This window comes from Lentibacillus juripiscarius, assembly GCF_042685205.1.
GTDB lineage: Bacteria > Bacillota > Bacilli > Bacillales > Amphibacillaceae > Lentibacillus > Lentibacillus juripiscarius.
Genome location: NZ_JBHUNA010000009.1, coordinates 224,251 through 238,157, shown reverse-complemented (window position 1 = coordinate 238,157; position 13,907 = coordinate 224,251). Strand labels below are relative to the sequence as shown.

The window sequence follows — 13,907 nt, the reverse complement described above, 5'->3', positions numbered from 1 at the left end:
GCCACGTCATGCGCAAGAGTGGGTGACGTGGCTGCTTTTTTTGGCAGTTAAGAAAGTATAAAGATTCTTACCGCATAAGTGCAACTAGGTCTTTCGCCATTAAAGCTTGGCGATAAGCCAAGTTTTCTAATGTGGACCTGCCCGTTTTTTGTGAACATACCGTGTTCTATTCTGTTTTTAAACAACATATAGTGGATACAAGCCAGCCTATGAAAAGGGGATGGAGAATGAAACGTGTATCTGCTGTTACTGTAAAAAAACGGATCATTGTTGTGTTTTTATGCGGTTTGTTATTTTTCACAATTATTGATGCCAGGTTAGGCTATGTTCAGTTTTGGATTGGGGACGAATTGATGAAACTGGCCAATGAATCATGGAGCAGGGACATTACATTTGAACCGGAGCGCGGACAAATAGTGGACAGGCATGGGGAAGTTCTAGCGGAAAATGTCTCTGCACCTTCCGTGATTGTGGTACCAAGACAAATTAAAAATCCTCAGGAGACGGCCTCGGAAATGGCTGATATATTGGACATTTCGGAAAAGAAGGCTTATGGGTATGTAACAAGGGATGCGGTGTACACGCGCGTTCACCCGGAAGGCAGGAAGATTTCGGATGAACAGGAGGAGGCATTCCGGACACTCAACCTGGATGGTGTTTACCTTGCGAAGGATTCCAAACGTCATTATCCATTCGGCGACTATCTGTCACATGTGCTCGGGTTTGCAGGTATTGACAATCAGGGGCTAATGGGACTTGAACTCTACTACAATGATAAATTGGACGGTGAAGAGGGAAGTCTGTCTTTCTTTTCGGATGCAAAGGGAAGAAAACTGGAGCAGATAGCTGATGAATATAAGCCACCTAAGGACGGGCTGAATTTAAAAACAACGATTGATTCTAAAGTACAAACCATTATGGAACGGGAACTGGATCTGGCCGAATCGAAATATAATCCGGATGGTGCGCTTGCCATTGCGGTTGATCCAGACAATGGCGGCATTCTTGGCATGGCAACCAGACCAAATTTCAACCCCGAAAACTACCAGCAGGTCGACCCAGAGATCTACAACCGTAACCTGCCAATATGGAGTACTTTCGAGCCAGGGTCTACTTTCAAGATCATTACGCTTGCGTCAGCCCTTGAGGAAGATGTTGTAGACCTGAAAGAGGATGAATACAATGATGATGGTGATATATCAGTCGGCGGCACGGAGCTGCATTGTTGGAAAAGCGGGGGACATGGGAACCAGACATACCTTGAAGTGGTCCAGAATTCATGCAACCCCGGTTTTGTCAGCTTGGGTGAAAAGCTCGGCAAAGAAAGGCTATTCAGTTACATTAAAGATTTTGGCTTCGGGAAGAAAACAGGTATCGATCTGCGGGGTGAAGGGAAAGGAATTCTGTTTGACCCTGATAATATTGGCCCGGTTGAACTTGGGACGACTTCGTTCGGCCAGGGTGTTTCGGTGACACCGATCCAGCAGGTGATGGCGGTTACCGCAGCCATTAATGGCGGAAAGCTATATAAACCGCATATTGCGAAAGAATGGATTGATCCGCGCACCGATGATGTGGTGGATAAAATAGAGCCGACGATGAAGGAAAAAGTTATTTCCAAATCAACGTCCAAAGAAATCCGTGAAACGCTGGAAAGTGTCGTCGCCAAAGGAACCGGCCGACCGGCATATGTTGATGGGTACCGTGTTGGCGGCAAGACAGGGACAGCACAAAAAGTTGGGCCTGACGGGAACTACCTTGCCAATAACTATATTCTGTCTTTTATTGGTTTTGCTCCGGCGGATGACCCTGAAATTGTTGTCTATGTTGCTGTCGATAATCCAAAGGGGACAGCCCAGTTTGGAGGGGTTGTCACAGCGCCTATTGTGGGTACGATTATCCATGACAGTCTACAGGCAATGGGTGTAGAGCCAAGTGAAGGTGGTCTGGAGAAAGAGTATACCTGGCCTGACAAGCCGAAAGTAGAAGTGCCTGATCTAATCGGACGGACGAAAAAAGAATTATCTGAGTTTTTGACGACTTTGTCCATTGAAACCAGTGGATCGGGAAAATACATCATTGATCAGGAACCAAGCCCGGGAACAAAAGTCGAACAAGGCGAAAAAGTAAGAATTTATCTATCTGATGAAAATCCATCGTGAATGTGGCTGATGTTTGCTATAATAAACAAAGATTGCTTTAATAACGGACTAAAAGGGAAAAAATATTGCAGTATAGGATGATGGTTATGAGACTGAAAAAATTGCTTTCCGCTTTGCCCTTCTATGATGCGCAGGGAATGCTGGATGATGTGGAAATCAGCCATCTTGAGGCCGACTCGAGAAAGGTGAAAGAAGGTAGCTTGTTTGTCTGTATCAAAGGCTATACAGTGGATGGTCATGATTTCATCAATCAGGCTGCCGCCAATGGGGCTGCAGCGATCCTGGCGGAAAAAGAAGTGGATGCGTCCGTACCGGTTATCCGTGTTGCAAGCACGCAGCGGTCAGCTGCGGTGCTTGCTTCCGCATTTCACGGCCATCCGACAAAGCAGTTCCCGCTGATTGGTGTGACGGGAACAAACGGCAAAACAACCGTTACATATTTATTGGAATCCATTCTAAACGAATACGATCAGAAAACGGGATTGATAGGAACAATCCAAATGAAAATCGGTCAGGATGCCTATCCGGTGCAAAATACGACTCCTGATGCCTTATTTTTGCAGAAAACGTTTCAGGATATGCACCATGAAAACGTTGATGCGGCAGTTATGGAGGTGTCGTCACATGCACTGGATTTGGGACGTGTCCACGGCTGTGACTTTGACGTTGCGGTTTTTACGAATTTATCACAAGATCACCTTGACTACCATAAGGATATGAACGATTACCTGCATGCCAAAAGTCTTTTGTTTGCCCAGTTAGGGAATACGTATGCCCAAGGGCAGAAAAAATTCGCGGTCATCAATGAGGATGATCCGGCTGGTGCTGTTCTGAGAAAAAGCACGGCACAGCATGTTATCACATATGGATGTGAAGCTTCTGCTCACGTCAGGGCAACAGACATCCAGCTGGAGGTGACCAGAACGGCCTTCACCATGGAAACACCAATTGGATCCATAGGGATTAACAGCAACCTGATTGGTAAATTTAATGTTTACAATATGCTGGCAGCGGCTGCGGCAGCGATTTGTGCCGGTGTGCCGCTACCTGTCATCCAACAATCCCTGGAAAAAATGAAAGGTGTCAGCGGAAGGTTTGAGCCTGTGGATGGCAGCGATGATTTTGCTGTCGTGGTAGACTACGCACATACTCCAGATTCTCTGGAAAATGTGCTGGAAACCATCAATGGGTTTGCAGAAAACAATGTGTATGTCGTTGTTGGCTGTGGTGGTGATCGGGACAAAAAGAAACGCCCGCTGATGGCATCCATTGCCTTGGAATATGCTGATCATGCTATTTTCACATCGGATAACCCGCGCACCGAGGATCCAGGTGCTATTTTAGCTGACATGACCAGTGAGCTGTCCGGTTCTGGCTTCGAAGTGGTGGAAAACCGAAAAGATGCGATAGCCCGAGCGGTCAACCTTGCTGAAAAAGGTGACATTGTATTGATTGCCGGAAAAGGGCATGAAACATATCAGGAAATTGGCCACACCAAATACGATTTTGATGATCGAGAAGTGGCCAGGGAAGCAATCCGGGCATCTGCTGCCAATTAAGATAATGCAGCAAGCAATGCCTGTTTGTTTTGGCATGCTGATTGCTTGATAATGAAGGAGAGAGGCCTATGTTATTTACTACTGAATGGCTCACAACTTTATTTGCCAATTACAGAGGTGCGGCAGCGGAACAGAATTCTCTTTTCGAAGTAGCTACAGACAGCCGCAAAAAAACGGAATGTTCTTTGTTTGTTCCGCTGTCTGGTGAGAATTTTGACGGCCATGACTATGTGGAGCAAGCCATTAATAACGGGGCTGCAGCCGTGTTGTGGCAAGAGGGAAGAAAGCTCCCGGATTCTGTTCCAGCCGGTTTTCCGGTGTTCTTTGTTAATGATACATTACTGGCACTGCAGGAACTGGCAGCCGCATATAGACAAGAAGTGAATCCGGCTGTCGTTGGCGTTACAGGTTCTAATGGCAAAACGACAACGAAGGATATGATTGCATCTGTTGCTGGAAGTTCGTTCCGGACACACTTTACAAAAGGTAATTTAAATAATCAGATTGGGCTGCCCCTTACGATCTTATCCATGCCGAGGGGAACCGAGGTACTTGTTGTGGAGATGGGTATGAACCATAAGGGTGAAATTGAGACCTTAGCCAATATTGCCCGGCCCGATTATGGCGTGATTACAAACATCGGTGAATCCCATCTTGCTTATCTGGGTTCAAGGGAAGGAATTGCTGATGCCAAGCTTGAAATGACCAAAGGGATGCCTGAAGATGGCCATTTAATCATTGATGGGGATGAACCTTTGCTGCGGCAGGTATCCCGGCGTGAGCGTGTCATCACATGCGGTTTTGATTCAATGAATGATATTGTCATCAAGAATGTGAACTTAACGAAGAAGCACACCGAATTTCAGCTTGATACCGATGATGAGTTGTATACCATTCCGCTTCTGGGAAGCCATCATGCGCTGAATGCCGCATTCGCTGTAACGGTTGCCGGATTGCTCAAAATAGCAAAACGAGACGTCAGGCAGGCACTCCAGTCTCTGGAATGGACTTCGATGCGCTTTGAGTTGCTGGAAGGAAAAAACGGCTCATCCCTTATTAATGATGCGTACAATGCATCACCGACCTCCATGAAAGCAGCCATCAATGTTGTGAAACAGATGGAGGGTTTCAAGCGAAAAGTGCTTGTCCTTGGTGATATGTTTGAGCTTGGGGAGAATGCAGAGGCCCTTCACCGCTCGGCTGTCGAGAATGTTGACCAATCTATTGATGCTGTCCTGACAATTGGGGAACATGCAACAGCAATGGCAGCGGCGGTCAGTGATCAGATAGATACCATTGACAGCAGGCACTTCACTTCCAAAGAAGCTTTGTTGCATGCTATCGAAACATATACAGCTGAAGACACGCTGATTCTTTTTAAAGCATCACGGGGTATGCAATTTGAGTCATTGATTGATCATATAATGAATTCACCACAATCATGATGGACGGTCGATGTAAGAGGAGGAGAAACAGTGAATATAGTAGTATTCGTCATGACAATTGCCATAGCTTTTTTAATTACCGTCCTTCTGTCCCCGATCTTCATTCCATTCCTAAGGCGTTTGAAGTTTGGACAAAGCATCCGTGAAGAAGGTCCGGAATCACATATCAAAAAGACAGGCACACCGACAATGGGCGGTATTATGATTATAGTCAGTGTAGTGATAACATCGCTTATCATGGTTAATAAGTACAGTTCAGGTACGATTGGGTATGAGTTATGGCTTTTGCTGTTTGTGATGGTTGGCTATGGTCTGCTTGGGTTCCTGGATGATTTCATCAAAGTTGCCATGAAGCGTAACCTGGGGCTTACCTCCGGACAAAAAATGCTTGGGCAGCTAGTCATTGCACTTATTTTTTATTTCATTCTGCAATACAATGATTTTGCAACTTATATTCATGTACCGGGAACATCTATTCAGCTTGAACTGGGCTGGGGATATGCCCTTTTGATTATCTTTATGCTTGTCGGGGCTTCTAATGCAGTGAATTTAACGGACGGACTGGATGGCCTGCTTGCTGGAACAGCGGCCATTGCATTTGGCGCCTTTGGCATTCTGGCGTGGTATGGTTTTCCGCAAAATGAAGTGACTATCTTTTCGCTGGCGGCAGTCGGGGCATTGCTTGGCTTTTTGGTATTCAATGCTCATCCGGCAAAAGTGTTTATGGGGGACACCGGTTCGCTGGCACTCGGCGGAAGCATCGCTGCTGTAGCTATTTTGACGAAGCTTGAGGTCATTTTAGTAATCGTTGGCGGTGTGTTCGTCATCGAAACGTTGTCTGTTATTATTCAGGTTATTTCATTTAAAACAACCGGTAAAAGAATCTTTAAAATGAGCCCGCTGCATCATCACTATGAATTACTCGGATGGTCAGAATGGCGTGTTGTGACAACGTTCTGGCTGTTGGGACTGATATTTGCAGCGCTAGGTATATATATTGAGGTGTGGATAGTTTGAAGGCATTAACGAATTTCCCGTACGACCGTGTGCTTGTTTTGGGACTGGCAAAAAGTGGCAGTGCTGCTGCAAAACTCTTACTAGAGACCGGGAGAAAGGTCCGGGTGAATGATAAACAAGCGGTAGAGGACGGACTGCTTGATGAATTGCAGTCACGTGGAGCGGAACTGATTACCGGCTCCCATCCTTTATCTGTTTTGGATGACATGGAAGTAATCATCAAAAACCCGGGAATACCGTACGATAATCCTGTACTGGTTGAAGCGGCCAGGCGGGATATACCAATTTTAACGGAAATTGAGCTTGCCGGGATGCTCGTGGACAATACCATTATTGGCATTACCGGTTCGAATGGTAAAACGACGACAACAACATTAGCCACCGAAATGCTCAATCAGGGGAATCAGGCAGCTAAAATTGCCGGTAATATCGGTACTGTTGCAACAGAGGTGGCACAGACACTTGGGGAAAATGAGAAATTGGTCCTTGAGTTATCATCGTTTCAATTAATGGGTGTTCAGACCTTTAAACCTAATATTGCTGTTCTCTTAAATATCTTTGAGGCACATCTCGATTACCATAAAACATTTGACAATTATCGGCAGGCCAAATGCAATATATTTGCCAGTCAGACCTCTGATGACTATCTCGTTTATAATGCAGACGATCCGATTGTTGAGGCATCTGCGGCCATAGCAGCTTCCATGAAAGTTCCATTTTCAGCTTTGGGACGGGTTGAAAACGGTGCTTGGGCAGATGAAACCAGCATTTACTTCTGCGATGAAAAAATTGCTGATAAAAAAGATATCGTACTTGTCGGAAAGCATAATCTCGAAAATATTCTGGCTGCAGTCTGTGCCGCCAAATTGAGTGGTGCTGCAAATGAGGCGATACGGTATGTGCTGCAGACTTTTACCGGTGTAAAGCATCGTTTGCAGCATGTTGCGACTGTCAGAGATCGCATGTTTTATAATGATTCCAAAGCGACAAACATACTGGCAACACAAAAGGCTTTATCCGCATTCACCAATCCTGTGATCCTTTTGGCTGGTGGACTAGACCGGGGAAATGAATTTGACGATCTGAGGCCATATTTAGAGAATGTGAAGGGGATTGTCTTGTTCGGTGAGACGAAAGAAAAACTGAAGCGGATAGCTCTTGAGGCAGATATACCGTTTATTCGCACGACAGACCGGCTTGATGAGGCTGTCAAGCTTGCGTTTGATCACTCGGAGCAAGAGGATGTCATTTTGCTATCTCCTGCCTGTGCAAGCTGGGATCAGTATCGCACTTTTGAAGAAAGGGGAGACATGTTTGAACAAGCTGTGCATAGATTAATGTAGGGGCTTGTTTCAGACTCAGCCGGAAAGGAATAAGGTCACACGAACTGAAATCGGCACACGGGCCGTTTTCGGGTTCCAGACCGGTGGTGTTCAATTGAGATGATCGGAGGAAACGATGCCCCTATTCCAACAATCTGGAACGGGGTGTTTTTTGTGTTTCGAAAACTATTTAATACCAAATATGCACCAGACTACACGCTTTTCTTTGTTATTTTGGCATTGCTTGTGGTAGGCACCATAATGGTTTACAGTTCTTCTTACGTGTGGGCAGAGTATAAGTATGCAGATCCGCATTTTTTTCTGAAACGGCAGATCCTTTTTAGCGGAGTAGGCATTGTTGCGATGCTTTTTTTCATGGCAATCCCATACACTGTCTGGAAAAAATACAGTAATAGTATACTGCTGGCGTGTTTTTTGATGCTTTTGATTGTGTTAATTCCAGGGATTGGTATGGAACGCGGTGGTGCACAGAGCTGGATTGGTGTCGGTGCCTTCAGCATTCAGCCTTCTGAATTTATGAAGCTTGGCCTGATTATCTTTTTGTCTGTATACCTGGCTGTACAGCAAAAGTATATAACATCGTTTAAGAAAGGTTTTTTTCCGTCTCTGATACTGGTGTTTACGGCATTTGGGCTAATTATGATGCAGCCTGATCTGGGAACGGGTGTTGTGCTGGTTGCGACTTGCATGGTAATGATTTATGCTGCAGGGGCAAGACTGCTCCATTTCTCAGGGCTGATAGCAATTGGTGCTGTTGGATTTGCTGCGCTGATCCTTTCCGCTCCATACCGAATCAGTCGTATCACATCTTTTTTGAACCCGTGGGAAGATCCGACTGGTGATGGGTTTCAGATCATCCAGTCATTGTATGCAATCGGTCCAGGCGGGCTGATGGGCCTTGGTTTCGGGGAAAGTATTCAAAAGTATTTTTATCTCCCTGAACCGCAAAATGATTTTATTTTTGCGATTATAGGAGAGGAGTTTGGATTTTTAGGCGGTACATTTGTTCTTGGATTGTTCGTGCTGTTGTTTTGGAGGGGTGTTAAGATTGCTCTGCAAGCTCCTGATGCCTACGGAAGGTTTTTGGCGCTTGGCATTGTATCGATGCTGACTATTCAGGTGATGATCAACATTAGTGTTGTCATTGGTTTAATTCCTGTTACTGGCGTTACACTTCCATTCTTAAGCTATGGTGGTTCTTCACTGACGCTCACACTCTGCTCGGTTGGAATCCTATTGAATGTCAGCAGGTATGCCAAACTATGAAAAATGCACAAATTGGTACATGTTTACTACATATACCGCGGTAATATGTGATATAATGGGGGCAATAGAAGCGGCATGCTATAATGCCGTTTTTGCTTTATCAGACTTTAATTATCCAAAAAAGGGAAGAAATAGAAATGGAGAAAAAGAATGTCGTTTCCATTGAGGATCGCATACCAACACTGAAACAGGAACGTAAAAAGAAGGCTAACCGCCGTCTTATATTTTATCTTTCTATTTTTTTCTTTTTAATTTCTATTATTGTCTATCTTCAGTCGCCCTTAAGTGACATCCGAACGATTAAAGTTACCGGGAACGCATTTGTTGCCGAAGAACAAGTGCTGGATCAGGTTGACATGGCTGAAGGTGATAATATTTGGACAGTCGATAAGGAGGCTGTGAGCCAGGCGGCCGCATCTAATCCGGCAATTAAAAAAGCTGAAGTACATAGGCGCCTGCCATGGACGATTGAACTGAATATAACGGAAGTGAATCATGTTGGCTTCGTCAGCCGTGATGACAATGTTTATCCAATCCTAGGCAACGGGAAAGTGCTGACAGAACATGTTCAGTCTGATTCCATGAATGGCAATGCCCCACTCCTGGCCGGATTCTCTGAAGAGGCTTATCTGAAGGATATGGCGGAACAACTTAGCTCATTGCCTGAAAGTATTCGCAGTCTGATTTCGGAAATACATTGGAAGCCAAATGACGGAAACAAGCATAAAATTCTGCTTTACATGAATGACGGTAATCTCGTGGATGGAACAATCAGACACTTTGCGGATAAGATGAGTGTTTACCCGTCCATTGTTTCCCAGCTGGAGCCAGACAAAAAGGGGATTGTACATATTGGAGTTGGCGCATACTTTGAAGAATTTGGAAGCGCTGGGGAAGATTCAGGTAATACAGACGGAACAACAAATGAAAATTAAAGAAAAAATAAAATAAAATAGCGAAATAAAAAGGATTTGGCTGTTTTTATATCGAAATTAACGAATATATATTTTCTTTTTTTGATTATTCCTTTAAAATGATAGATTATAGGCAATTAATAGAATGAAATAAAAACATCTGGTTGCAGCTGAATCTTATAGGATTGAATCAGATGCTTCTCGATCAGGAGGTGCCTTTCTTTGAATAACAGCGAAATACTAGTCAGTCTTGATATAGGTACATCAAAAATTAAAGTTATCATTGGAGAAGTTTTAAATGATACCCTGAATATTATTGGGATGGGAACAGCCCATTCAAATGGTATGAAGAAAGGTGCAATTGTAGATATCGATCAGACTGTCCAGTCAATCCGGAATGCAGTTGAACAGGCGGAGCGTATGGTGGGCATGCAAATTGACAGTGTGGTTGTAGGTATTGACGGGAAACACATCCAACTGCAGCCTTGTCACGGGGTTGTGGCTGTACAGAGTGAGAACCGGGAAATCGGTAACGAAGATATTAAACGTGTTATTGATGGAGCACAAGTGGTCTCGATTCCGCCGGAGCGCGAGATCATTGATGTGATTCCGAAACAATTCATTGTTGATGGCCTGGATGAAATAACAGATCCGCGCGGGATGATTGGTGTACGGCTGGAAATGGAAGGGACGATTATCACCTGTTCCAAGACCGTTTTACATAACATCCTGAAATGTGTGGAACGCGCCAATCTCCATATTTCCGACATCTGTCTGCAGCCGCTAGCGTCAGGAACAGTCGCTTTATCGAAGGATGAGAAAAATCTTGGTGTGACATTAATCGATGTTGGCGGGGGTTCCACGACTGTTTCCGTTTTTCAGAATGAACAATTGGCCAGTACAAGTGTCATACCGCTTGGAGGCGATAATATAACGAAGGATCTATCAATTGGTCTGCGTACATCAACAGAAGAAGCGGAAGATGTCAAACTAAATTATGGGCATGCATTTTATGATGATGCGCAGGAAGACGAAACCTTCGAGGTGTCTATCATAGGCAGCAATCATTCGGAAGTGTACAATCAATTGCAAATTGCTGATATGATAGAGGCGCGGCTTGAAGAGATTTATGCGTATGCCGAGCGGGAAATTCGCCGCATGGGTTACCAGCAATTGCCAGGCGGTTATGTCCTGACAGGTGGTACAATGAAAATGCCCGGTGTTCTTGAACTGGCACAGGATTTGTTTCAGTCCAATGTCCGCATAGCAATTCCTGACTACATAGGTGTGCGTGAACCACAATTTGCTGCTGGTGTTGGCATCTTGCAATTTGCCTACCGTAATGCGAAAATACAAGGAAAAGAATTATTGCCTTCTGTAGCAGCGGATCATGACGAAGCAAAGCCGAAACGTACGAAAAAGCCGGCTGAAACGGATCAGCCTGCTAAAACAAAGAAAAAAGAATCCGGACTGGCCAACTTGTTCAAGTACTTTTTTGATTGAGCAAGTGTTCGGTTTACTGCAGAACCGGACCGGGAACTTCATATTTGCCCGGACGGAGACATGAAGTAACAATTTAAATGCGTTGTAATTCAGCATATTAGGAGGAACGGATGTATGTTAGAGTTTGATACGAACATGGACCAGCTGGCAACGATAAAAGTAATTGGTGTAGGCGGCGGCGGAAGCAACGCTGTCAACCGCATGATTGAACACGGTGTAGAAGGTGTCGAATTCATTGCTGTCAATACGGATTCACAAGCTCTGAATCTATCAAAGGCAGAAACGAAATTGCAAGTCGGCGGAAAATTAACGCGCGGACTTGGCGCAGGTGCTAACCCTGAAGTAGGCAGAAAAGCTGCTGAAGAAAACAAGGAGCAGCTTGAGGAAGCACTACAGGGGGCTGACATGATTTTTGTTACAGCCGGAATGGGTGGAGGCACAGGAACCGGTGCCGCACCTGTAATTGCTCAAATAGCGAAGGAACTTGGTGCACTGACCGTTGGTGTTGTGACCCGGCCGTTCACCTTTGAAGGCAGAAGAAGATCGACACAGGCAGTTTCGGGGATTGATGCACTAAAAACAAATGTCGATACATTGATTGTCATTCCAAACGATCGCCTGCTTGAAATTGTTGATAAAAATACACCAATGCTGGAGGCGTTCCGTGAGGCAGACAATGTATTGCGCCAGGGTGTTCAGGGCATTTCCGACCTGATCGCCAAACCAGGTCTCATTAATGTGGACTTCGCTGACGTGAAGACAATCATGTTTGATAAAGGGTCCGCATTGATGGGAATTGGAATTGCAACCGGCGAAAATCGGGCATCAGAAGCAGCGAAAAAAGCCATTTCCTCGCCACTATTGGAAACGTCCATCGACGGGGCACATGGTGTTTTAATGAACATTACCGGTGGAGCCAACTTGAGCCTGTATGAAGTTCAGGAAGCTGCAGACCTCGTAACATCAGCGGCCGACAATGAAGTGAACGTCATCTTTGGTTCCGTCATCAATGAAAACTTAAAAGACGAAATAATTGTAACGGTCATTGCAACTGGTTTTGATGAGAGCCAGCAAGAGGATAATCAGCCAAGGCAGCGCCCGGTTATCAATCATAATCAGCATGCAGCGACAAGGGCTTCCGAAGACACGCCGCGCGAACGTGAGCAGGGACAAAGCCAGCAAAATCAGCAAAACCAGCAAAGCCGTCCGACCCCGAGTCAGCAAGAGGATGAATTGGACATCCCTACATTTCTGCGGAACCGCAACCGCAACCGATAAAACCGGCTTTGGCTTTAATAACTAATAGTGCGTGTTCAAAAGGAGAAAGTGTCATTTTTACCGGACTTTTTGAACAACCTCTAATAGGATGAATCAAAAAAACACCGCCAATCGTGTATACAACACGATTGGCGGTGTTTTTTTGTTAGGGAAAATCTAGGACCTGCCTTCTCCGACAAAGTCCCTGATAAGCAGATAAAATTAGCCCCATTCCCTCTACACAAATTGACAGACTTTGCTGTCCAATCCCACTATACTCGTTGTAAAGGATGTTAGTTTTAGAAGCTCGGCACAACGCCAGCCTTAGTTGCACTTATGCAGTAAGAAAGAATTAATTCTTTCTTAACTGGAAAGGAAAGGAAGAACCATGTGACCATTTATCTTGATGCTGTCTGGCTTTTAAATTTCCTGCTGGATATGATGCTGCTCATGCTTACACAGGCACTGGCAAAAGACAGCACAGGAAAGCTCAGAATTATTTTTGGTGCGTTCATTGCTTCGTTGTTGGTTCCGTTGTCCATTTACTATCCGGATTCATTTTTTACTAGTATGATAGGCAAACTTATTTACTCTGTCATTATCATTCTCTGCAGCTTCCAATTTTATACCATCTATCGGATGGTTAAATTGTTTTTTCTATTTTATTTTGTAACTTTTTCCATAGGGGGTGGATTGATAGCCATACACTTTCTTTTCCAAAACCCGGTTGGTCTATCTGCAAATGGAATTCTCACGTTTAACAGTGGTTACGGTGATCCAATGAGCTGGCTGTTCGTCGCAGCAGGATTTCCGCTTTCCTGGTTGTTCACAAAGACCCGTATGGACAAGCACGCAGTAGAAAAAATCCGTTATGATCAGCTGTACCCGATTTCGATCCAAATGAAAAATATTGCCCACTCAACAACAGCTTATATTGACAGCGGGAACCAGTTGACAGATCCATTGACCAAAAATCCGGTTATCATTTGTGATGAGCATTTTTTGAAACAATGGTTTTCAGAAAATGACTGGATGAAACTGAAGGCCGTCCAGGATACGCTTGATTTCGAGCAGCTTCCTTCTGGCTGGGAAAAAAAGTTTCAGATTGTTCCTTACCAGGGGGTCGAAGGTAACCGTACATTTATGCTGGCTCTGAAGCCGGATCGAATAACGATTGATTATGACGAAAAGGAGATTGTTACACACAAAGCATTGATAGGTATCCAATTTGCATCATTGACAAAAGATCAGTCTTATCATTGCCTGCTCCATCCGCAAATCATTAAGATGGCAGCAGCCACGTCGGCATGACTGGCGTGAATGGGTGATAAAATGAATGGCTTATAAAGGTTGTTCAAAAAGTCCGGTAAAAATGACACATCGAATTTCTCGGTCCTTTTTATCCTCCTTTTTGAACACGCACTTATACTGCCATTGTTTG

Annotated in this window: 10 protein-coding genes; all 10 read left to right on the top strand. The window is 44.7% G+C overall.

All coding sequences use genetic code 11. The features are described from left to right. Positions 1-227 precede the first annotated feature (227 nt). The 10 genes from ACFSUO_RS06135 to spoIIGA all read left to right on the top strand — a co-directional run bounded on the left by ACFSUO_RS06135 (position 228) and on the right by spoIIGA (position 13,777). Entirely contained in the window at positions 228-2,162 is a 1,935-nt protein-coding gene (locus ACFSUO_RS06135; protein ID WP_382392110.1) for a stage V sporulation protein D, read from the top strand. An 86-nt stretch (positions 2,163-2,248) separates the two neighbouring features. Further along, on the top strand, positions 2,249-3,721 hold the full coding sequence (locus ACFSUO_RS06130) for a UDP-N-acetylmuramoyl-L-alanyl-D-glutamate--2,6-diaminopimelate ligase (protein WP_382392108.1): 1,473 nt from the start codon (positions 2,249-2,251) through the stop codon (positions 3,719-3,721). Positions 3,722-3,789: 68 nt separating this feature from the next. Next, positions 3,790-5,166 carry a UDP-N-acetylmuramoyl-tripeptide--D-alanyl-D-alanine ligase gene (locus ACFSUO_RS06125; RefSeq protein WP_382392106.1) on the top strand — a complete coding sequence of 459 codons (1,377 nt, stop codon included), beginning with the start codon at positions 3,790-3,792 and terminating at the stop codon, positions 5,164-5,166. Between the two features lie 51 nt (positions 5,167-5,217). Continuing rightward, positions 5,218-6,183 (top strand): phospho-N-acetylmuramoyl-pentapeptide-transferase, encoded by a 966-nt coding sequence (gene mraY / locus ACFSUO_RS06120; protein WP_382392268.1) that lies wholly within the window; start codon positions 5,218-5,220, stop codon positions 6,181-6,183. Next, positions 6,180-7,526 (top strand): UDP-N-acetylmuramoyl-L-alanine--D-glutamate ligase, encoded by a 1,347-nt coding sequence (murD, locus tag ACFSUO_RS06115; RefSeq protein WP_382392104.1) that lies wholly within the window; start codon positions 6,180-6,182, stop codon positions 7,524-7,526. Before mraY ends, murD begins: the two co-directional genes overlap by 4 nt. A gap of 99 nt (positions 7,527-7,625) precedes the next feature. After that, positions 7,626-8,792: a stage V sporulation protein E gene (gene spoVE, locus ACFSUO_RS06110; RefSeq protein ID WP_382392102.1), complete on the top strand. Its 1,167-nt coding sequence runs from the start codon at positions 7,626-7,628 to the stop codon at positions 8,790-8,792. Between the two features lie 137 nt (positions 8,793-8,929). Next, complete coding sequence (locus tag ACFSUO_RS06105) at positions 8,930-9,727, top strand: cell division protein FtsQ/DivIB (protein WP_382392100.1); 798 nt, start codon at positions 8,930-8,932, stop codon at positions 9,725-9,727. A 201-nt stretch (positions 9,728-9,928) separates the two neighbouring features. Beyond that, entirely contained in the window at positions 9,929-11,209 is a 1,281-nt protein-coding gene (gene ftsA, locus ACFSUO_RS06100; protein WP_382392098.1) for a cell division protein FtsA, read from the top strand. 114 nt (positions 11,210-11,323) lie between these two features. After that, complete coding sequence (gene ftsZ / locus ACFSUO_RS06095) at positions 11,324-12,487, top strand: cell division protein FtsZ (protein WP_382392096.1); 1,164 nt, start codon at positions 11,324-11,326, stop codon at positions 12,485-12,487. 369 nt (positions 12,488-12,856) lie between these two features. Next, positions 12,857-13,777: a sigma-E processing peptidase SpoIIGA gene (spoIIGA, locus tag ACFSUO_RS06090; protein ID WP_382392094.1), complete on the top strand. Its 921-nt coding sequence runs from the start codon at positions 12,857-12,859 to the stop codon at positions 13,775-13,777. Positions 13,778-13,907 lie beyond the last annotated feature (130 nt).